We start from the raw sequence: 20,085 nt of genomic DNA on the forward strand, positions 1-20,085 counted from the left end.
TTATAAATTTTTCTTGGCAATTTCCACAAGCTCGGCAAAAGCATTTTTATCGTTAACCGCTAAATCCGCAAGCATTTTCCGGTTAATTTCTACCCCGGCTTTCTTTAAGCCATTCATCATCCTGCTGTAAGTAAGTCCATGCATTCGTGCGGCAGCATTGATTCGGGTAATCCAAAGCTTTCTAAACTCTCTTTTTCTTGCCCTTCTATCCCGATAGGCATACATTAAGGACTTCATTACTTGCTGTTTGGCTACTCTAAAAAGTTTACTTTTGGCCCCAAAATAACCTTTTGCTAACTTTAATATTTTTTTATGGCGTTTTCTTGAAACTACACTACTTTTTGCTCTTGGCATAATAAAACCTCCTTATGCTTCTTTAATAAAGAAAGTATCCTTTAATACGGTAAAATCTTTTTGATAATCTTCATATCCCCTTTGCTGACTATAGCAGACTTTCTAAGTCTTCTCTTTCTTTTAGACGTTTTGTGACCTAATAGGTGGCTGTGAAAAGCATGAAAATGCTTAATTTTGCCAGAACCGGTTTTCTTAAACCGCTTGGCTGCAGCTTTTTTGGTTTTAATTTTAGGCATAATATTTCCTCCTCCTTATGACTTTGGTGCTAATATCATAATCATATTTCTACCCTCAAGTTTGGCAGGTCGTTCAACTACCGCAATACTGCCAACCTCTTGGGCCATTTTATTTAAAAGTTCATAAGCAATTTCCGGGTGGGACAACTCTCTTCCGCGAAACATTACGGTAACTTTTACTTTATCCCCGTCTTCCAAAAACCGAAGGACGTTTTTTAACTTTACCTGAAAATCGTGTTCCTCAATTGTGGGACGTATCTTAATTTCTTTGACGTTAATGATCTTTTGCTTTTTTCGGGCTTCTTTTTCTTTCTTGCTCTGCTGGTAACGATACTTGCCGTAATCCATGATCTTGCAAACCGGCGGCTTTGCTGTAGGTGCAATTTCCACTAAGTCAAGCTCCATTTCTTCAGCAATTTTCAGGGCTTCTTTTAACGGCATAATACCAAGTTGAGTGCCATCTTCCTTTACTACCCGCACTTCCTTAGCCCTGATTTCTTCATTAATCCGTAAATCCTTGGTAATAACTGTCCACCTCCAGAAAAAATGTTAAAAATAAAAAGCGGGCTTCCACCCGCTTTTTCCCAAAAGTAGCTGAAAAGCAGACACACGTTGCTTTTCAATATTAACCCAAAGCCTCAAACGGCTTTCAGGTGAGAAGCAGGTGGCTTCTACTTTGTTTTCTTTCCCTTGAAATGATAACACGGTTAATTTTTACTGTCAACTATCTTTTCTCCCTTATCTCTGCCAGAAGCTCCTCTATAAATTCCGCAAAGGGTTTTTGGCCAAGATCGCCAACACCTCTTTTTCTGACCGCCACTGATCCTTGTTCAATTTCCTTATCACCAACAATTAAAAGATACGGTATTTTTTGCATTTGCCCTTCCCGGATTTTATACCCAATAGTTTCATTCCGGTCATCTAATTCAACCCTTACCCCTTGATTAAAAAGTTTTTGGTAAATCTCCTGCCCGTATTCCCGATGGCGTTCAGCCACGGTAATTACCCTTACCTGCACCGGAGAAAGCCAAACCGGAAAAGCCCCGGCGTAGTGCTCAATTAAAATGCCGATAAATCTTTCAATACTCCCAAAAACCACCCGGTGAATCATTACCGGCCGATGTTTTTGCCCATCTTCACCAATGTAGGTTAAATCAAATTTTTCCGGCATCTGGAAGTCAAGCTGGATGGTTCCACACTGCCAGGTCCGTCCAAGACAGTCTTTTAAGTGGAAGTCGATCTTAGGACCATAAAATGCTCCGTCCCCTTCGTTAATTTTATAAGGTAATCCCCTTTCCTCCAAAGCCTCTTTTAAAGAATTGGTTGCCAACTCCCATAATTCGTCGCTACCCATGGAATTTTCCGGTCGGGTACTGAGTTCAACGTGATATTCAAATCCAAACAGCCGGTAAAACTCATCTATTAAATTAATTACCCCGATAATCTCATCTTTAACCTGTTCCGGCAACATAAAAATGTGAGCATCATCCTGGGTAAAGCACCGAACCCTCATCAACCCATGGAGAACACCGGATAATTCGTGCCGGTGTACCAGACCCAACTCAGCAAGCCTTATTGGAAACTCCCGGTAGCTGTGAAGCTTATTCTTATAAACCAAAATACTTCCCGGACAGTTCATCGGCTTTATCGCATAATCCTGGTCGTCGATCTTGGTAAAGTACATATTCTCTTTATAATGCGCCCAGTGACCGCTTCTCTCCCATAATTCCCGGTTTAAAATTATTGGAGTTTTTATTTCCTGATATCCCGCCAAACGATGTTTTTCCCGCCAGAAATTTTCCAGCTCATTTCTAATTACCATCCCTTTGGGATGGAAAAAGGGAAAGCCGGGGCCTTCTTCTTGCAGGCTAAAAAGATCCAGTTCCTGACCAATTTTGCGATGATCCCGCTTTTTAGCTTCTTCCAAAAAGTTTAAGTAGTCAGTAAGCATGCTCTTTTTCGGAAAGGATACACCATAAATCCTTTGCAACATTTTATTTTTTTCATTTCCCCGCCAGTAAGCTCCGGCAATATTTAAAAGTTTAAAAGCCTTAAGATACCCGGTTGAAGGCACATGAGGCCCTGTGCATAAATCCACAAACTCTCCCTGACGGTAAAAAGATATTTCCACTCCTTCAGGAATATCCTTTACTAATTCCACTTTATAAATTTCGCCTTTTTCTTCAAAAAACTTTATTGCCTCATCCCGGGAGAGAACAAAGCGTTCAATAGGCAAGTCTTCTTTTACGATTTTTTCCATTTCCGCCTCAATTTTTTCTAAATCTTCCGGAGAAAAACTTTCTTCCGGGTCAAAATCATAATAAAATCCGTCCTTAATCGCCGGACCAATAGCAAGTTTGGTCTTGGGGAAAAGCCTTTTAACCGCTTGCGCCATAAGGTGTGCCGAACTATGCCGGAAAACATCTTTACCCTCGTCATCTTCAAAGGTATAAAGGCGAAATTCTCCGCTTTCGGAAATCTTCTGACTTAAATCAATTAATTTACCGTTTATCGAAGCACAAAGGGCTTCCTTGGCCAATCTGGGACTTAACGTTTTAGCTACTTCCAGAGCGGTAATATTCTCAGGAAATTCCCGTACCTCATTATTGGGAAACTTCAAACTTATCATTATCCTGCCTCCTATCTATTTTAAAAAAATATTAAGCATGACCTGTATTATCCCAATAATAAACCCTATTACTCCACCAAAAACTTCTATGTAGGAAAGTTCCGTTTTCATTAAAGAAGTTAAGATTTTTTCCAGGGTTTTTAAATCAAATTGCAATACTTTTTCTTCCACTATTTTTCCAATTTTAACCTTATTTTGCAAATCAGTTTCCAAAGATAAAATTATTTTATTTACTACTGAAGGCAGTTCATTTTTAAAATAATTTAAAAGAGTTCTAATTACAATTTGTCGCAAGTATTCCGGTAATACCGGAAAAAGAGTGCTAAGCTTTTCTTTTACCGCCAGTAGAATTTTTTCAGCAAATAATTGTTTATTTTCTTCAGAAGTCAATAACTCAATGAGCTCTCTCTGGGATAACAACTGTTCTTCGACTAACTCCCCTAACGCTTTAGCAATTTCCCGGTGACGTTTAGGAATAACCCCTTGAAAAGTAAGAAAACCTATTTTTAAAGGACGATACGGACGGAAAAGCATTAAAATTGCCAAATAATTCGTAAGCCAACCTATAAAGCCACCGATTATAGGTGGAAGGATTAGTTCGGATATTTTCACGATAATTCTTTTTACCTCCTCAATTATTTAAAATATAGCAAATAATTGTTTTAAAAGCAATAAATAAAAATACCGCATAAGCTCGTTTAATTTTTAGAGCTTCTGCGGTAGTAGATTTTTTATAATAGAGCAATTATAAAACTGATTTTAATGTTTGTACTTTTGTGGCTATTAATTCTAAAACCTTATCTTTCTCCATCTTATTTTGAACATAGTTTTCAATAATCTCTACTAATGCACTTCCCACAATTACACCATCGCAGTAATCTTTAATGTATGCTATCTGCTCTGGTTTCCCAATCCCAAATCCTAAACAAACGGGTAACTCGGTTAACTTTTTTACGTTTTGCAATAAAGATATAACCTCTGCTGGCAAACTATCCCGTGCCCCCGTGACCCCGGTTACAGACACACAATAAATAAATCCTGAAGCTTGACCCACAATCTTTTCAAGCCGCTTTTGCCCGGTTGTGGGAGCAACCAAAGGAATTAAGTCAAGGCCGTATCCCGCGGCCGACACCCTTATTTCTTTTCCTTCTTCCACCGGAAGGTCCGGGATTATCAGACCATCAGCTCCAGCCCCCGCTGCCCGCCGCAAAAACTCGTCTACACCTATTTGGAGAATCGGATTGAGGTAGGACATAATGACCAGCGGCAAAGATAGCTCCTGGCGGGCAGCCGCTATCAATGCCAGTACTTCTTCCGGACCGATACCGGCAGCCAGGGCCCGCTGCCCGGCTCTCTGAATCACCGGTCCATCGGCTAAAGGGTCAGAAAAAGGTAAGCCCACTTCAATAAGGTCGGCACCAGCCGCCGCCAGGGCTTTGATAATTTCCAGAGAAAAAGTAAGATTTGGGTCTCCTCCCATCGTATAGGCAATAAGGGCTTTTTCCCCTCGACTCCGTTTTTCCGCAAATACTTGACCAATCCTACTCACCAAGGGTCACCCCCAATTCGCGGGCCACGGTGTAGACATCCTTATCACCCCGGCCGGAAAGGTTGATTACTACTATTTTTTCTGACTCAAGCTCCCGGGCAAGCTCCACTCCCTTGGCTACAGCATGAGCGCTTTCCAGAGCAGGCAGAATACCCTCCGTTTTCGCCAGAAGTTTGAATGCTTCTAAAGCTTCTTCATCGGTAACTGCTGTATACTCCACCCTACCAATATCTTTAAGGTACGCATGTTCCGGTCCTACCCCGGGGTAGTCCAATCCTGCCGAAATGGAATGAGCCTCTACAATCTGGCCTCGATCATCCTGTAAAACATAAGATTTAGCTCCGTGTAAAACTCCCACCTTACCCCGGCTTAAGGTAGCAGCATGCCGCCCGCTTTCCAGCCCTAATCCTGCCGCTTCTACTCCAACTAACCGCACATCCTCTTCAAGAAAAGGATAAAACATCCCTATAGCATTACTTCCCCCACCAACACACGCTACAATTAGGTCAGGGAGTCTTCCTTCCTGCGCTAAGATTTGCGCTTTGGTTTCCTCCCCGATCACCTTTTGAAAATCCCGAACAATCGTGGGATAGGGATGTGGTCCGCCAACCGAACCAAGGACATAGTAAGTATCCCGAACATGAGTAACCCAGTAGCGAATGGCCTCATTCATAGCATCTTTAAGAGTACGACTACCGGAAGTTACACTTTCCACTTGCGCACCTAAAAGGCGCATGCGGTACACATTCAATTCCTGCCGGCGGACATCCTCTGCCCCCATAAAAATAGTACACTCCAACCCAAACTTTGCCGCCGCCGTAGCGGTAGCTACTCCATGCTGGCCGGCACCGGTTTCCGCCACTACCTTTTTTTTGCCCATACGCCGCGCCAGCAGAACCTGCCCTATGGTATTGTTAATTTTGTGGGCACCGGTATGGGCAAGATCTTCCCGTTTTAGATAAATCTTTGCCCCTCCTACATACCGGGATAGACTCTCAGCAAAATAAAGAGGCGTAGGCCGTCCGGCATAATGTTGCAAATAAAAGGTCAATTCAGCTTGAAATGAACGATCATTTTTAACTTCCTCGTAAGCCTCTATCAGCTCCTCTAACGCTGCCATTAAAGTTTCTGGTACAAACTGCCCACCGTAGGGGCCAAAATACCCTCGCGCATCTGGCAATTTATAGTTTTTTAAACTCATTTTCCGACCTCCTGACCGCTTGGATAAATGCTTCTATCCGGATATAATCCTTGATTCCCGGGGCTTTTTCCACCCCGCTGGAAACATCAACACCATAAGGTTTGACCTGCTGTAAGGCTTTCCCAACATTTTCAGGATTTAGGCCTCCGGCTAAAAACCAGGGCTTTTCTATCTTCAGCCCCTGAAGAATTTGCCAGTTAAAGGTTTTCCCGCTACCACCAAATGTATTGCCGGAAGACGTATCAAAAAGATAAGCGTGAACATACTTTTCGTAAATTGCTATCTGCCTCTTAAGTTCTTCGGTATCAGTTTCTATCGGTACAGGGATACTTTTAATAATTTTAGCGCGAATTTTCTCCTTAAGCTTACCGCAATATTCAGGACTTTCGCCACCGTGAAGCTGAACAACATCTAAATTGCAGGACACTGCTATTTGAGCCACTTTCTCCACATCCATATTAGCCACAACTCCTACGGTGGCAACAAACGGGGGAAGAATTTCCGTTATTTCCCTGACTACTTCTGGCTTAACCTGCCGCGGACTATTAGCGAAGACAAAACCTATGGCGTCAGCTCCAGCCAGGGAAGCTTTCAGGGCAGTTTCCTTATCTCTAATCCCGCAAATTTTTACCCTTACCCTCATGCCAGCAACACCTCCAATGCTTTCCCGGGATCTGGAGCCCGCACTAATGCTTCACCGATGAGAATTCCGTGATAACCTGCAGTCATTAAAGCTTTGATATCCTCTTTGCTTCGAATACCGCTTTCACTTACCATCACTACTCCCGCCTCTTTTAGAACGGGGGCCAGTTTTAACGAAACATCAATGTTAGTGGCAAAGGTACGTAAGTCGCGGTTGTTTATGCCAATTAGCCTTGCTCCTGCTGTTAAAGCTTTCTCGACTTCCCCTAAACTGTGAGCCTCAACCAACGCCTCCATGCCAAGGCCTTCGGTTATTTTAATCATTTCCTTTAATTCTTCTGCCGCCAAAAGAGAAGTTATAAGAAGAACGGCATCTGCACCCAGTACCTTAGCTTCATAAATTTGATAGGGATCTAAAATAAAATCTTTTCGTAAAATGGGCAACGAAACTACCGCCCTCACTGCCTTAAGATACTCCGGTGACCCCAAGAAATAATCCTCCTCCGTTAAAACTGAAATCGCTGCTGCCCCGCTTTTAGCGTATACCTGAGCTACTTCTTCCGGATCAAGCTGCTCCCGTAACACACCTTTGGAAGGAGACGCCTTTTTAATCTCGGCAATTACTCCCACCTTCCCTTTTGCTTTTTCTCTAAGTAAAGCTTGACTGAGGGAAAGGGGCAAACGGTGGCTGACCTGTTCTTCCGCCATCTTTCGCATTTCCCAAAAAGGAATTTTATTTTTGGCCTGTCTAACCTTTTCCCGACGAACCTGGACAATTTTTTCGAGGAACATCACCCCGCCTCCTTTATTTCATGACTTAGACGGCGCAATTTTTCCAGCTTCTCTGCTGCCAACCCTTTATCAATACTTTCCCGGGCCATTACAAGCGCTTCCCGAAAATCATTTATACCCCCGGCCATTATGCCAAAAGCAGCATTTAAAAGCACTACATCTCTCAATGGTCCCGGTTTCCCATCTAAAATTTCCTGCAATAACCGGGCATTTTCGAAAGCATCTCCCCCTTGTAAATCTTTTAAACTGCAGTAAGAAAAACCGTAAGAAAGCGGATCAAAAAGGTAACTTTCTATTTTACCCCGGTTTAATTCAAAAACCCGGGTAGGACCAGTTAGCGAAACCTCATCCAGTCCTCCGTGTCCGTGAACTACAAAAGCTCGTTCCACCCCCAAATTTTTTAAAACTTTCGCCAGGGTTTCCTGCAGCTCAGGAGTAAAAACCCCTAATACCTGGCCCACAATATTTGCCGGGTTTGCTAAAGGTCCCAAAATATTAAAGACAGTCCGCACACCTATCTCCCGCCGAGTTTTAGCCACATGCCGCATAGCTGGATGCAAATTTGGAGCAAAAAGAAAACCAATACCTATTTCATCAACACAGCGGGCCACTTCCTGGGCATCTAAATCAATGTTCACCCCCAGAGCTTCTAAAACATCGGCACTACCGGAACGACTGGAAACGCTTCGGTTTCCGTGTTTTGCCACAGGTATACCGGCACCGGCAACGACAAAAGCAGCTGCAGTAGAGATATTGAAAGTTTGCCGACCGTCTCCACCGGTTCCACAGGTATCCACCAATCCTTCAGTTTGAGTAATTACCCGTCTTGCTTTTTCCCGCAGCGCCAGCGCAAAAGCGGAAATTTCTTCTTCCGTTTCCCCTTTCATTTTTAACGCCACCAAAAATGCCGCCACCTGCGCCTCGGTATACTTTCCCTCCATGAGTTCGTTCATTGTGGCCAGTGCTTCAGAAAAATTTAAGTTTTCTCCTCTCATCAATCTCTCTAATACTTCTCTCACCAAAACTCGCCTCCCCTTTTTACCTTAAGCTTGATACTCAAGAAAATTAAGCAATAATTCTTTACCATACTCGGTCATTATCGATTCCGGATGAAACTGTACCCCTTCTACTGCCCAAGTCCGGTGGCGGATTCCCATGATTGTTCCCTCTGCAGTAGTTGCTGTTATTATAAGTTCCTGGGGTAATCCCTCTTTTTCTACGACCAGGGAATGATAACGCGTAGCTCGAAATGGATTTGGTAACCCTTTATAAATTCCCTGACCATCATGGTATATTAGAGAAGTTTTCCCATGCACCGGAATTTTATCCTGGATAACCTTTCCACCAAAGGCCTGACCTATCACCTGGTGCCCCAGACAAACTCCTAAAATTGGTATTTTTCCAGCAAAAAAGCGTACTACATCCAACGAAATCCCCGCTTCATTAGGAGTACAAGGCCCGGGAGAAATAATGATATGGGTTGGCTTCATCTCTCTAATCTCCGAAAGGGTTATGCGATCATTACGCCGGACCACAACCTGGTGCCCTATTTCACCCAAATATTGCACCAAGTTGTAGGTAAAAGAATCGTAATTATCTATCAGTAAAATCACTTATTAACCCCCCCGTTACAACGAAATTCAGCTGCACCCGTTACCGCCTCCACCATTGCCTGGACCTTATTTATTGTTTCTTGGTATTCTCGCTCGGGATCCGAATCCCAAACAATCCCGGCCCCGGCTTGAAAATAAACCATTTCATCTTTTATCCAGAGGGTTCGAATGGTAATGCACGTATTCATTTCCCCGCTAAAGCTTATATATCCTACCGCTCCCGCATAAGGCCCTCGAGGTACCGGTTCTAACTCATCAATGATTTCCATTGCCCTAATCTTAGGTGCTCCGGAAACGGTTCCTGCAGGAAACACCGCTTTTAGCACATCAACGGAATTAAATTTCTTTTCTACTTCTCCTTGAACGGTGGAAACAAGGTGCATTACGTGAGAAAACTCCTCAACTTTAAAAAACTCAGTTACTTTAACGCTGCCCGGTCGACAAACTTTGCCCAGGTCGTTTCGTCCCAAATCTACCAACATCAAATGTTCTGCCCGTTCTTTTTCATCGGCCAGAAGTTCCCGCGCAAGGCGTAAATCTTCCTCCGGCTGACCGGTTCTTGGTCTGGTGCCGGCAATTGGCCTGGTCTCTACTATCCCCCCTTCCAGCCGCACCAGCATTTCCGGTGAAGCCCCTATAAGTTTGAGCTCGCCAAAATCCAAGAAAAACATGTAGGGAGAAGGGTTAAGCCGCCGCAAACGCCGGTAAATATTAAAAGGCGCTTCCAGGCAAGGGAAGGAAAAACGCTGGGATAAAACTACCTGAAAAATATCTCCCGCTTTAATATAATCCTTGGCCTTTTCCACCATAGTGCAAAAATCCTTTTTAGTCATAGTCGCATTACAAATACTTCGTTCTGGCTTAATAGTTAATGCCCAATTTTCAGAAGTTGTTAGATTAGTTAACTTACCGATTATCTCTTTAATTGAATCCTGTGCCCGCCGGTATGCGGTTTTTTCACCTTCTTTTTGAGGAAGGGTATTTATCACGATTTTCAGGGTATGATAACGGTGGTCAAATACCAAAACTTTCTCCGGAAACATTAAACGAAAAAGTTCTTCATCATCCCGGGCATGTCGGCAACTCCGCAAATTTTCCAGTTCATATACAAGGCCGTAACTAAAATACCCTACAGCTCCTCCGTAAAAAGGTAACCCGGCTATAGGCGGTCCTTTTAAGTTAAAAAGCTGTGACGAAACAACCTCCAGATTGCGACCGGTTAACACTTTAAACGGATCATAACCAATAAAGGAAAAACGGGCCATTTTTTCATTCCCCGGTGCACTTTCCAGTAAAAAGGAAATTCCTTTACCCAGTGCCAAATGTTGATATAAGGTAATAGGAGTAAAAGTGTCGGCTAAAAGTTCAACCATTACCGGCACAACCTGGTAATGTTTTGCGTAAGCGCAATACTCTTCCCAATTAGGAGTTAAATCTAACTCCGAATAAACTTTGCTCATCTCGTCCCTTCTCCTCTCTTTTTATAACCTTTTTCCCGCCACATGCACCCATGGCTTTAATTCGTTTATCAACTGTTCGTATTCCTGAAAATTTAAAGACTGCTGACCATCACTTAACGCTCTTTCTGGCTCCGGATGAATCTCTATTAAGAGCCCATCCGCTCCCGCCGCAACCGCTGCTTTAGCTAAAGACGGTATAATATCCCTGCGCCCGGCAGCATGGCTGGGATCAACAATTACCGGATAAGGAGTTAGCTTTTTTAGTAGCGGAACCGCACTGATGTCAAGCGTATTTCGCGTCATCGTTTCAAAAGTTCTAATACCTCTTTCACATAGAATTATTTTTCTGTTACCTCCTTTTTCAAGATACGCAACCGCTCCCAACCATTCTTCCAGGGTAGCAGCTAAACCTCTTTTTAAAAGTACCGGTTTATCAACTTTTGCTAAAAGTTTTAACAAAGCATAGTTTTGCATATTTCGACTGCCTACCTGTAAGATGTCGGCTACAGGTAAAGCTTTATTAAGAGAATCTTCATCAACTACTTCCGTAACCACTAAAAGTCCTGTTTCGGCTTTGGCTAATGCCAAATATTTCAAAGCCTCCTCGCCTAACCCCTGAAAACTTTCTGGCCGGGTTCTCGGCTTAAAAGCTCCTCCCCTTAAACCAACAGCTCCACTGTCCTTAACAATTTTCGCCGTCTCTATTATTTGCTCTAAATTTTCCACAGCACAAGGACCGGCAAAAACTAAAAACCGATTACTTTTCAATAAATCTTCCCAAATCTTTAAATCCACAAACAACCTCGTACCTCCTTTAAAACCATTTTTTACCACAGAAACAAAAAACCAGCACCAAACTGAGTGCTGGTTTTACTCTAATCCCGTACTAACCCGCCCTCAGCTCAGCTCCTCTAAACTCAACTCGTCTCAACTCGTCTCTTAGAAATATTTTATTTTTATTGCAAAAGTTTACCTTATAGACTAACCCCAAGTCAATAATTTTTTTCTTTTTTTACCCTTCCCGGTAACCCTCACATTTTGTACATATCTCAACCCTCTCCTCAAAAATATCTTTAATTGGTTTAAGATCAAAATTTAATGAGTCATCATGCCGGTGAATAATAATTTTTTCTGGAGCTAAAGATATTAATGCGCTAATTAAGATATCTTCAAGAAATAACCTCTGGCTTTGGGTTAATAAATTTTCAATAAACTCGTCCTCAACTTTCCTTTGGTGTTCATCGACTAATACTAAATATCCATTAACCCAAAAAACCTGAACCATTCTTACTTTAACCGGCTGAATTTCAAGAAAACACTTTACAACCTTTATAAACTCCTGATATTCTTTTTCCAAAATTTGTTCTTCCACCGCCAGGTCAAGGGAATGATAAATTTCACTTACCTCTTTTTGCAAACGAAAAAGAATAAAGCCATCAAGATTAATCAGGGAATTTTCCAGCAAAAACTCATAAATCTTTTTTCCGACCTCTCTCTCGCGGTCCAATGTTAATATTTTTACAGCGTTATTTTTTATTCTTTCTAACTCCTCCCTTTTAAAGTAAGGATATTCAAAGGCGGCAATCTTTGAAATTAAATCTTTCTCCCAAAAATCAACATAAATCTTTGCCAAAATCGAGCTCACTTTTGTCAAAAAACAGTCGTTTGTAGAAGATAATAAATTTGTCTTAATAATATTTAAAGCCAGGAATTTATACTTCCCGGCTTGATATTTGTCCAAATTTAATAAACCTTTATTGATTTGCTCGGCTAATCCAATCTTTAGGAGCGCTTCTATTTCGTCACCATAACGACTTGTAGCAATTATAATTTGGTTCATTAAAATCACCTCTTTCTACTGGTATTATATGAGTTTAAAAATAAGCATATACACTAAAAAAATGGCTAAAAAGCTATAAAAAAACAAAAAAACCGGCAAATGCCGGTTGCCGTCCATTATTCTGGTGGGCGGGACAGGGATCGAACCTGTGACCTTCTGCGCGTCAAGCAGACGTTCTCCCACTGAACTACCCGCCCGTCTGCTCTTTTATTATTACTTATTTTATAAATAAAGTCAAGTAGGAAAATAAATCATAATTTTAACTTTTAGCACATAAGTTTTATACAAAACCCACCGAAAGGAGAATTATAGATGAAAGTTTTTTTCTTTAATTACAAAAACCTCTGGCAATATACCCTCATCCTCATTTTTGCCATCTTAATTGGATTGGTATTTTACCATTATTTAACCGAACCGGTAATAAAACCGCAAATTATCGATTTTTACCCGGTATACAAAGTGGAAACCAGTAAAAAAGTTGTAGCCCTAACCTTTGATTTAAGCTGGGGAACAAAAACTTATAAGCCAATTCTCAATACTCTAAGAAAAGAAAATATTAAAGCCACCTTTTTTCTTTCCGGCCCCTGGGCCAAACAACATCCGGAAATAGTTCGGGAAATTGTCAAGGACGGCCATGAAATCGGTAGCCACGGACACCGTCATGTAAATTACACCGGGTTAAGCCCCGAGGAGATTAAAAAAGAAGTGTTCCTGGCTCATGAAGCCATAAAAGAAGCAAGTAATAAGACTCCAACAATCATCCGCCTACCTAACGGAGATTATAACAAAACTGTTATCAAAACCTTAAGAGAAATAGGTTATACTGCCATTCAATGGAGCGTTGATTCTTTAGATTGGAAAAATCCCGGAGAAGAGATAATTTTAAAACGCGTTTTAGACAGTATTCACCCCGGAGCTATAATTTTAATGCATGCCAGTGATACCTGTAAACAAACCGGTCAGGTATTGCCAGAAATTATAAAAGAATTAAAAAAACAAGGCTATACTTTCATTACCATTTCCCGGTTGCTCACCCTTGGTCCCGCTGCAATTCAGTAACCGACCACCAATGGCCTTTCTGAAAAAGGTAAAGATAGATTGACATCAAGATGCTCCATTGAAGCACGCTAACCATCCAAGCATAGGAAACATCGTATTTATTTAAAACGAACAAATACCAAAATAACGGAAGTCTAAAAAGCCACATCCCCGCGGTGGTAAGGAAAAAAGGTATTTTTGTGTTACCAACTCCCCGATACACCGACCCAAGCACCATTTCAATTCCGGTAGGAATCTGTTCAAAAGCACCAATCTTAAGGCATACTTTTATTTTTTCAAGCACGTCAACGTCTCTTGTAAACAACAACCCCAATTGCTGGGGAAGGAAAAAAAAGATTATTCCCATTAAACCCATCCCAAAAATTGTTAAATTTAGCGTTTTTTCAATGTAGCTTTTTGCCTTTTGATAATTCCCTTCACCGTAAAATCTCGCAGCAAAAGAATAGGCAGCAATTGCCAAGCCGTAACCGGGCATATAAGCAAGGGACTCAATGTAAATGGCAATCTCGTTTGCCGCAAAACTAACTGCTCCAAGCTTAACCAGAATAAAACTTACCACCACCCGCCCTAACGAAAAACTGCCTTCTTCTAAAGCCGCAGGAATACTAATTTGTATAATCTTCTTTAAATATACTCTTATTTCAAGCCATTGAAATTTTAAACTTAACTTTTTTTCAATTAATCCAATGTAACCCAAAGCGATAATCGACCCCAAAGTTAGAGAAATTCCAGAAGCTAATGCAGCTCCTCCCGGCCCCAGTTTCGGGAAACCAAGCTTTCCAAATATTAAAACATAATCTAAAAAAATATTTAAACAATTAATAACAACAGCTGTATAAAGGGGAACCCTGGTTTGGCCTATAGCCCGCAGTAAGCCATTTCCAACAAAAACCAGAAGAGCAAAAACAGCAAACTTTCCTATTGTTTTTAAATAACTTATAGTTACCAGGGCAACATTTTTATCGATTTTAAGGGCAGGCAAGATTATCGCTACTATGTACGGTAAGAAAAATAACAAAAACCCGGCAAAAAAAGCCAAAAGCAACGAGTAAGAAAAAAACTTTTTTACCTCTTCCTCTTTTTTTGCCCCCAATGCCTGAGCAGCCAAAGCTCCACCGCCGGTACCAATTGCTGCAAAGACAAAAAATGTACTAAAAATTATCTGCGCGCCAAGACTAACACCTGCTACTGCAGTTGCCCCAAGCCTTCCAACCATCGCTGTATCAACTATACCTACAATCATGTGTAAAATCATTTCCAGAACCGCTGGTAAAGCTACTTTAATAATCTCAAAATACACTTCCCTCCCTCCTTTCTCTTTAGCCACCTTTTTCGATTTTACCATATAAAGGGTGGTAAATAAAAGAAAAACCCGGGGCACTTTACACCCGGGCTACTTACGTTTGGGGACCATCCGTCTTTTTATTTCATCCAGCTCCCGCATTAAGGACGATAACGGCCTTCCTTTAGCCAAACCCTCGGCCACATGGCGAATTCTTGTTACTGTATCGGCATCAGTAGTAACATAAACCCTTTTTAAGCGTGGCTCCGCTGATTTAACACGGTTAGCTGCTTCTTCTTTAATTTTATCAGTTTCGCTTTTTTCCACTCCCGCCACCAAATCCAGTCCCACATACGCTGTACTGCCGGTTATTACCGCGGTAGCCTTTTTCACTTTTTCTGTTTTTGCTGCTTCCCGAGCAATTTTCTTTGCAATTTTGTTTAACTCCGTTTGATTAGTGGGTAGAGTAGTGGGTGAACCTCCCGGAGGAACTGTTGGAGCCGGCTTTCGCGCTGGAGTACAGGCCACAGCAGCAAAGAACAAAGCCAAAAGCAGCAATATATGTAACCCTTTTTTCATATAACTCCACCTCCGAAAATAGCATAACCATTTCCGGAGGTTATATGCAAAGCTTTTTATAATTCCTTGGCAGGACGCGGTCCTCGGTTCAAGGCTACTTTTCCGGTGCGAACAATTTCTACAATACCATGATCGGTTAAAACTTCACATAACGCATTAATTTTATCTTCATCACCGGTAAGTTCAATCACCATGGTTTCCCGGTTTACATCGACAATATTGGCACGAAAGATATTTACAATATTAACAATGTCGGCCCGTTTTTCCGGAAGAGCTCGCACCTTAATTAAAGCTAACTCCCGAGCAATAGTCTCTTCCATCGGCAGTTCTTTAATCTTAATTACATCAATTAATTTTGATAACTGATTAATTACCTGTTCTAAGACAAGATCATCCCCCTGGACAACAATTGTTATCCTTGTAATGTTGGGTTCTTCGGAATATCCTGCCGTTATACTTTCGATGTTAAACATTCTACGACTTAACAAACCCGAAATTCGCGCCAGTACCCCTGGTTTGTTTAACACCAGGACAGATAAAGTATGCTTCATATTATGCCCTCCCCAATCTTTTCATTTTAAAAGTTCTTTGCTAAAATTTTGCTTGAAGTTTTAATATGGAGAAGAGTAAAATGCAAAAAAAGTGGTTGTATTCTACTGCAATCCTACTAATACTATTTTTAATTCTTTTTATTGCTGTGGTATTTAATTTGGGTCATTTTTTTCGACAATTTTCTTCTCCTGCCGAACTTGCTCGCTATTTACGTTCTTTCGGTCTTTTAACAGTATTTATTAGCATTTTACTCCTCATAATTCAAACCTTATTTACGCCAGTACCGTTATTTATCTTAGTAGCTGCCAACGGGTTTATTTTCGGTGTTTTGGGTGGAATAATAATTTCACTATCTGGGAGCGTTCTGGGTGCAACCATTGCCTTTTTAGCAGCCCGGCTTTTAGGAAGAAATTTTCTAAGCCGTTTTTTAAAACCGGAATATTTAGATAAAGTCCACTCATTTAGCCGCAAAGATGGCCCTAAGGTTGTATTTTTTGCGCGGTTAATTCCCGTATTACCATCAAGTATCGTAAGCTACTTAGCAGGACTTAGCAACATGCGATTTACCCCATACTTTTTGGCCACTACTTTAGGAAAACTCCCGGAAATTGTAGTGTATTCCCTTCTCGGTCACGGTTTTGGTCATTTAGACAATCTGCCAGCTCAACTTTTTCTGGCAATCCTCATAACAATTATTGCCTACTTTTTTTACCGCTGGCACAAGAAAACCGGTATTTAACAATATTTAAAAAAAAATCGCTCACACGAGCGATTTTTTTATGATTGTGCTTGTTCTGCCACTACTTTATTTAAATCAGCAATTAACTCATCAATATTAATCCCGTGAGCTCGAGCTCCCTGTTCAATATTTTCAAATTGGGCCGCAGCACACCCGAGGCACCCCATACCGTGCTTATAAAAAATTGGGATAGTTTTGGGATATTTTGTGACTACTTCTGTAATGGTCATTTCTTTTGTAATGGTCATAACCTACACCTCCATTTCTTACTCCTTATTTTAAAATTCTTCCTCCGGTTTGTAAAGATAAAAGTACTTTTCATTTAACAGTTTTTTACCTTCTAAAATTTTGTCTGAGCTCACAACATATTCTCCATGTTTAACCCCTACAAGTTCTGCTTCCCGGAGAAGGTCAAGACAACCTAATACTTTGCTTATAACCAGGTAAGTTTGCTCTTTGATTTCATCGGGGTAAATTTTCTGCGCAATTTCAAACAAATTTGCCTTCTTTAGCTCTTTAACTTTCTCATAAACCTCAAAGGTTTTCTGGAAGTAATGGATTTTTATTTTATCTATTACCTCTTGTAAATTAGAAAATTTATCCTGGTGTGCCGGAAAAACCATTTTCACCGGAAAATTGTAAACCTCATTTAAACTTTCCAAAAAAAGGGGCAAAGTAGCAATCCTTTGCCCCTCAACCTGGTATATCAGGGGATTGGGGAAAATATTTTTTAAGATAAAATCACCGCTGAAGAAATATTTGTTTTTCATTTCATACAATGAAATATGGCCCAGGGAATGTCCAGGAGTATAAATAACTTTAAATGCAAACTCTCCCGTCTTTATTGTTTCGCCGGGAAAAAGGGGTATAATGGAAAAATGATTTTGAAAATATTTTGGAGGTATTCTATATTGGTGCTGAACAACAGCATCAACCAGTTGTTGTGGTAATCCCCAACCGTCAACCACTTTTAATACCTTTTCTCTATCCTCATTGAGAAAGTAAATCTCCAGAGGATGAATACGTACTGGAATATCAAACATCCTTCCCAAATAACCAGCCAAGCCAAAATGATCCGGATGAAAATGAGTTACAATTATTTCCGACACGTCCCGGATTTCATACCCGAAATTTTTTAATTTAGCTTCCAATGCTAAATAAGAATCATCCGTGGGTGCTCCTGTATCAATTAAAACAAGCTTTTCATCTTCGACCAAATATACGTTTACATCACCCACCATATAAGGTGTAGGCAAAGTTATTGTTGAAATCCGGGCCATTACTTTCACCTCTTTAAAGCTTCTCAGCCACTAACTCTGCAATATCGTAAACTTTAACTTCCTCGGTCTTATCAAATGCCTTTATTCCATCTTCAAGCATGGTTAGGCAGTACGGGCAGTTTACCGCAATTCCCTCCGGGTTGGTAGCTAAAGCTTGCCGCGTACGCTCAACGTTAATCCGTTCCCCGAGGGTTTCTTCCATCCACATCCGTCCACCACCGGCGCCACAGCAGAAACTGGTTTCTCTGTTCCTGCTCATTTCGGTTAATTTTACTCCTACCTTCCTTAATACTTCCCTTGGCTCATTAAATACCCGGTTATACCGCCCCAGGTAACAGGAATCATGATAGGTAAAGCGCCGGTTATCAGTGCTATTTAGTTTTATCTTATTCTCACCAAGAAGTTTGGCAATTAGCTCGCTGTGGTGGATCACCTCGTAATTACCGCCTAACTGCGGGTAATCATTTTTCAAAGTATTATAGCAGTGCGGACAGGCGGTAATAATTTTCTTAACTTTATAATTATTCATGGTTTCAATATTTTCCTGGGCAAGCATCTGGTATAAATATTCATTACCAATTCTCCGGGCAGAGTCGCCACAGCATTTTTCTTCGGTACCTAAAATGGCAAACTTAATTCCTGCCGCTTTAAGGATTTTAACTAAGGCCCGGGAGACTTTTTTGTTTCTTTCATCAAAGGAACCGGCACAGCCAACCCAGTAGAGATATTCTATTTCTTCGGGGTTTTCCATCTCTCCCAGGATTGGCACATCCAAACCTTCCGCCCAGTCCGCTCTACTGGCCCAGCCCACACCCCAGGGGTTACCGTTATTCTCCATATTTCTAAAAGTAAGCTGTACTTCCTGCGGAAAGGAGCTTTCCATTAGGACTAAATTTCTTCTTAACTCTACTGTCTTGGGAATGTGTTCTACATAGACCGGACAGACTTCCTGACATGCCCGGCAGGTAGTACACGACCAAATCGTATCTTCTTCAATTACCTCCCCGATTAATGCCCTTGTAACCGCACCTTCCACTTCACTGGTTGCCGCTTCTTCCCCCAATCCTTTTTTGGCCAGTTCGGCTTTGGCTCTGGCAATTATCACCGGTGCTCTTTCGTTTAGAGCCTCTTTCAGGTCCTGGGTCATTTTCTTGGGCGATAACGGCTTCTTCGTAAGATAAGCGGGGCAGTTATCCTGACACCGTCCGCAGCGGGTACAGCTATCCAAATCTAAAAGCTGTTTCTGGGTAAACTCTTCAACCGTCGATACCCCAAAGGATTCTGCATCTTCTGCTTCCAAATCAATTAAGGGGAAGGTCTTGGCACTCTGGGGATCCGCCAAAGCCTGGTTGATGGGAGCAGTGAAGAGGTGAATTAATTTGGAATACGGAATATAGGCAATAAAGCCAAAGGCTAAAAGCATATGCCCCCACCAGAGAATAACATGCCACAGCCTGAGGGTTCCTTCATCGGCTCCGGTAAATAGCTGTGCCACTAAATTACCAAAAGGCGAATAAGCCGCCCAGTTATCCCCGGCCACTGCCATGCGGATTCCTTCGACGATATAACCGGTAACCAAAATTGTTAAAATTAAAAGCAATGAAATTAAATCATCAGGCTTGTTATCGAGACGATCTGGCTTTATAATATAGCGGCGAATAATAGCCATTAAAATACCAATGATTGCTGCAACCCCACCTACATCGGCTAAAAAGCTAAAAAGTAAATAAACGTTGCCGGTAAATACTTTAATCCCGAAGTCTGCCTGAATTGCCACTATTAAAGTGGTTAAAAACAAGACAGTAAAACCCCAGAAGATACCAAAATGCATTAAGCCGGGATACAGTTCGTTTAAGATTCTTCTTTGGAAAAACGTTTCTTTTAAGAATCTTCCGAAATCCCACTTAACACTGGCTTTTTGCCCTATTTTCCAGTATTGATACCGCTGGTACATTCCATAGGCGAAAATCGCCAGGGCGATTAAAAACAACGGGTACATTAAAAACTTGGCTGTGTGGTTTATATTCCAGTAAAGTTCCCGCTGGGGAATTCCATTCACCCTAATCCCTCCCCTTTTGTTTGCAATTTTTTCTAAACAAAATTTATTAGAGAAGGAAGGCAAAAATGCCTTCCTTTACGATTTTAAAAGCTTTTTAAACTCTTCGGTTAAAAGCGGAACTATTTCAAACAAATCGCCAACAATACCGTAATCGGCAACTTTAAAGATGTTAGCTTCCGGGTCTTTGTTGATGGCTACTATTACCTTGGAGCTGCCCAT

The 20,085-nt window shown here is 41.4% G+C and carries 22 protein-coding genes, 1 tRNA gene, 1 pseudogene and 1 other annotated feature; of the genes and pseudogenes, 2 read left to right on the forward strand and 22 right to left on the reverse strand.

The window, feature by feature from the left end:
- The 15 genes from rplT to CARFE_RS0110020 form a co-directional block, all read right to left on the reverse strand.
- Entirely contained in the window at positions 1–354 is a 354-nt protein-coding gene (gene rplT, locus CARFE_RS0109945) for a 50S ribosomal protein L20 (protein WP_011344480.1), read from the reverse strand.
- 41 nt (positions 355–395) lie between these two features.
- Entirely contained in the window at positions 396–590 is a 195-nt protein-coding gene (rpmI, locus tag CARFE_RS0109950; protein WP_028052651.1) for a 50S ribosomal protein L35, read from the reverse strand.
- A gap of 15 nt (positions 591–605) precedes the next feature.
- Entirely contained in the window at positions 606–1,115 is a 510-nt protein-coding gene (gene infC / locus CARFE_RS0109955; protein ID WP_034542019.1) for a translation initiation factor IF-3, read from the reverse strand.
- Between the two features lie 23 nt (positions 1,116–1,138).
- Positions 1,139–1,273: a sequence feature (ribosomal protein L20 leader region), on the reverse strand.
- A gap of 41 nt (positions 1,274–1,314) precedes the next feature.
- Positions 1,315–3,219 carry a threonine--tRNA ligase gene (thrS, locus tag CARFE_RS0109960; protein ID WP_011344483.1) on the reverse strand — a complete coding sequence of 635 codons (1,905 nt, stop codon included), beginning with the start codon at positions 3,217–3,219 and terminating at the stop codon, positions 1,315–1,317.
- Between the two features lie 15 nt (positions 3,220–3,234).
- The gene (locus CARFE_RS0109965; protein ID WP_028052653.1) at positions 3,235–3,831 is read right to left on the reverse strand and encodes a DUF445 domain-containing protein; all 597 of its coding nucleotides are present in this window, start codon (positions 3,829–3,831) and stop codon (positions 3,235–3,237) included.
- 133 nt (positions 3,832–3,964) lie between these two features.
- A complete protein-coding gene (trpA, locus tag CARFE_RS0109970) occupies positions 3,965–4,768 on the reverse strand; it encodes a tryptophan synthase subunit alpha (protein ID WP_028052654.1) in 804 nt (267 codons plus the stop codon).
- On the reverse strand, positions 4,761–5,969 hold the full coding sequence (gene trpB / locus CARFE_RS0109975; protein ID WP_011344486.1) for a tryptophan synthase subunit beta: 1,209 nt from the start codon (positions 5,967–5,969) through the stop codon (positions 4,761–4,763). The genes trpA and trpB overlap by 8 nt, the downstream gene beginning before the upstream one ends.
- Complete coding sequence (locus CARFE_RS0109980) at positions 5,950–6,612, reverse strand: phosphoribosylanthranilate isomerase (RefSeq protein WP_028052655.1); 663 nt, start codon at positions 6,610–6,612, stop codon at positions 5,950–5,952. The genes trpB and CARFE_RS0109980 overlap by 20 nt, the downstream gene beginning before the upstream one ends.
- Positions 6,609–7,403, reverse strand: coding sequence for an indole-3-glycerol phosphate synthase TrpC (trpC, locus tag CARFE_RS0109985; RefSeq protein WP_028052656.1), 795 nt, complete (start codon positions 7,401–7,403; stop codon positions 6,609–6,611). Before trpC ends, CARFE_RS0109980 begins: the two co-directional genes overlap by 4 nt.
- A complete protein-coding gene (gene trpD / locus CARFE_RS0109990; protein WP_028052657.1) occupies positions 7,403–8,425 on the reverse strand; it encodes an anthranilate phosphoribosyltransferase in 1,023 nt (340 codons plus the stop codon). The genes trpC and trpD overlap by 1 nt, the downstream gene beginning before the upstream one ends.
- Before the next feature lie 21 nt (positions 8,426–8,446).
- The gene (locus tag CARFE_RS0109995) at positions 8,447–9,016 is read right to left on the reverse strand and encodes an anthranilate synthase component II (RefSeq protein ID WP_028052658.1); all 570 of its coding nucleotides are present in this window, start codon (positions 9,014–9,016) and stop codon (positions 8,447–8,449) included.
- Entirely contained in the window at positions 9,013–10,476 is a 1,464-nt protein-coding gene (locus CARFE_RS0110000) for an anthranilate synthase component I family protein (protein ID WP_028052659.1), read from the reverse strand. Before CARFE_RS0110000 ends, CARFE_RS0109995 begins: the two co-directional genes overlap by 4 nt.
- Positions 10,477–10,497: 21 nt before the next feature.
- The gene (gene aroF, locus CARFE_RS14950) at positions 10,498–11,271 is read right to left on the reverse strand and encodes a 3-deoxy-7-phosphoheptulonate synthase (protein ID WP_245570780.1); all 774 of its coding nucleotides are present in this window, start codon (positions 11,269–11,271) and stop codon (positions 10,498–10,500) included.
- Positions 11,272–11,488: 217 nt separating this feature from the next.
- Entirely contained in the window at positions 11,489–12,316 is an 828-nt protein-coding gene (gene ytxC / locus CARFE_RS0110010; RefSeq protein ID WP_028052660.1) for a putative sporulation protein YtxC, read from the reverse strand.
- 122 nt (positions 12,317–12,438) lie between these two features.
- Positions 12,439–12,513 (reverse strand) — tRNA-Val (locus CARFE_RS0110020).
- A 115-nt stretch (positions 12,514–12,628) separates the two neighbouring features.
- Here CARFE_RS0110020 and pdaB point away from each other — a divergent pair.
- Positions 12,629–13,375, forward strand: a complete 747-nt coding sequence (gene pdaB / locus CARFE_RS0110025) for a polysaccharide deacetylase family sporulation protein PdaB (protein WP_028052661.1) — start codon at positions 12,629–12,631, stop codon at positions 13,373–13,375.
- Here the strand turns inward: pdaB and CARFE_RS0110030 are convergent.
- The 3 genes from CARFE_RS0110030 to ilvN form a co-directional block, all read right to left on the reverse strand.
- A complete protein-coding gene (locus tag CARFE_RS0110030) occupies positions 13,347–14,675 on the reverse strand; it encodes an MATE family efflux transporter (protein ID WP_161625137.1) in 1,329 nt (442 codons plus the stop codon). The genes pdaB and CARFE_RS0110030 overlap by 29 nt on opposite strands.
- A 93-nt stretch (positions 14,676–14,768) precedes the next feature.
- Positions 14,769–15,236, reverse strand: a complete 468-nt coding sequence (locus CARFE_RS0110035) for a YhcN/YlaJ family sporulation lipoprotein (RefSeq protein WP_028052663.1) — start codon at positions 15,234–15,236, stop codon at positions 14,769–14,771.
- 56 nt (positions 15,237–15,292) lie between these two features.
- Positions 15,293–15,787, reverse strand: a complete 495-nt coding sequence (gene ilvN / locus CARFE_RS0110040; protein WP_011344497.1) for an acetolactate synthase small subunit — start codon at positions 15,785–15,787, stop codon at positions 15,293–15,295.
- Positions 15,788–15,867: 80 nt separating this feature from the next.
- Between ilvN and CARFE_RS0110045 the strand changes: the two genes are divergently transcribed.
- Entirely contained in the window at positions 15,868–16,527 is a 660-nt protein-coding gene (locus CARFE_RS0110045; protein ID WP_028052664.1) for a TVP38/TMEM64 family protein, read from the forward strand.
- Positions 16,528–16,565: 38 nt separating this feature from the next.
- Here the strand turns inward: CARFE_RS0110045 and CARFE_RS0110050 are convergent, their stop codons facing one another.
- The 4 genes and pseudogenes from CARFE_RS0110050 to CARFE_RS16200 all read right to left on the reverse strand — a co-directional run.
- Positions 16,566–16,775 (reverse strand): DUF1858 domain-containing protein, encoded by a 210-nt coding sequence (locus CARFE_RS0110050; RefSeq protein WP_011344499.1) that lies wholly within the window; start codon positions 16,773–16,775, stop codon positions 16,566–16,568.
- A 30-nt stretch (positions 16,776–16,805) separates the two neighbouring features.
- The gene (locus tag CARFE_RS0110055; RefSeq protein WP_028052665.1) at positions 16,806–17,807 is read right to left on the reverse strand and encodes an MBL fold metallo-hydrolase; all 1,002 of its coding nucleotides are present in this window, start codon (positions 17,805–17,807) and stop codon (positions 16,806–16,808) included.
- A 13-nt stretch (positions 17,808–17,820) separates the two neighbouring features.
- Positions 17,821–19,866: a heterodisulfide reductase-related iron-sulfur binding cluster gene (locus CARFE_RS0110060; RefSeq protein WP_028052666.1), complete on the reverse strand. Its 2,046-nt coding sequence runs from the start codon at positions 19,864–19,866 to the stop codon at positions 17,821–17,823.
- Positions 19,867–19,941: 75 nt separating this feature from the next.
- A pseudogene (locus CARFE_RS16200) lies at positions 19,942–20,085 on the reverse strand (electron transfer flavoprotein subunit alpha/FixB family protein); the annotation flags it as partial.

Source organism: Carboxydothermus ferrireducens DSM 11255 (genome assembly GCF_000427565.1).
GTDB classification, from domain to species: domain Bacteria; phylum Bacillota; class Z-2901; order Carboxydothermales; family Carboxydothermaceae; genus Carboxydothermus; species Carboxydothermus hydrogenoformans.

What these genes read in the sequence shown, in the direction of transcription:
- rplT (WP_011344480.1), bottom strand. Translation starts at nt 354, where the DNA reads ATGCCAAGAGCAAAAAGTAGTGTAGTTTCAAGAAAACGCCATAAAAAA.
- rpmI (WP_028052651.1), bottom strand. Translation starts at nt 590, where the DNA reads ATGCCTAAAATTAAAACCAAAAAAGCTGCAGCCAAGCGGTTTAAGAAA.
- thrS (WP_011344483.1), bottom strand. Translation starts at nt 3,219, where the DNA reads ATGATAAGTTTGAAGTTTCCCAATAATGAGGTACGGGAATTTCCTGAG.
- trpB (WP_011344486.1), bottom strand. Translation starts at nt 5,969, where the DNA reads ATGAGTTTAAAAAACTATAAATTGCCAGATGCGCGAGGGTATTTTGGC.
- CARFE_RS0109980 (WP_028052655.1), bottom strand. Translation starts at nt 6,612, where the DNA reads ATGAGGGTAAGGGTAAAAATTTGCGGGATTAGAGATAAGGAAACTGCC.
- trpC (WP_028052656.1), bottom strand. Translation starts at nt 7,403, where the DNA reads ATGTTCCTCGAAAAAATTGTCCAGGTTCGTCGGGAAAAGGTTAGACAG.
- CARFE_RS0110000 (WP_028052659.1), bottom strand. Translation starts at nt 10,476, where the DNA reads ATGAGCAAAGTTTATTCGGAGTTAGATTTAACTCCTAATTGGGAAGAG.
- ytxC (WP_028052660.1), bottom strand. Translation starts at nt 12,316, where the DNA reads ATGAACCAAATTATAATTGCTACAAGTCGTTATGGTGACGAAATAGAA.
- pdaB (WP_028052661.1), top strand. Translation starts at nt 12,629, where the DNA reads ATGAAAGTTTTTTTCTTTAATTACAAAAACCTCTGGCAATATACCCTC.
- CARFE_RS0110035 (WP_028052663.1), bottom strand. Translation starts at nt 15,236, where the DNA reads ATGAAAAAAGGGTTACATATATTGCTGCTTTTGGCTTTGTTCTTTGCT.
- ilvN (WP_011344497.1), bottom strand. Translation starts at nt 15,787, where the DNA reads ATGAAGCATACTTTATCTGTCCTGGTGTTAAACAAACCAGGGGTACTG.
- CARFE_RS0110045 (WP_028052664.1), top strand. Translation starts at nt 15,868, where the DNA reads ATGCAAAAAAAGTGGTTGTATTCTACTGCAATCCTACTAATACTATTT.
- CARFE_RS0110050 (WP_011344499.1), bottom strand. Translation starts at nt 16,775, where the DNA reads ATGACCATTACAAAAGAAATGACCATTACAGAAGTAGTCACAAAATAT.
- CARFE_RS0110055 (WP_028052665.1), bottom strand. Translation starts at nt 17,807, where the DNA reads ATGGCCCGGATTTCAACAATAACTTTGCCTACACCTTATATGGTGGGT.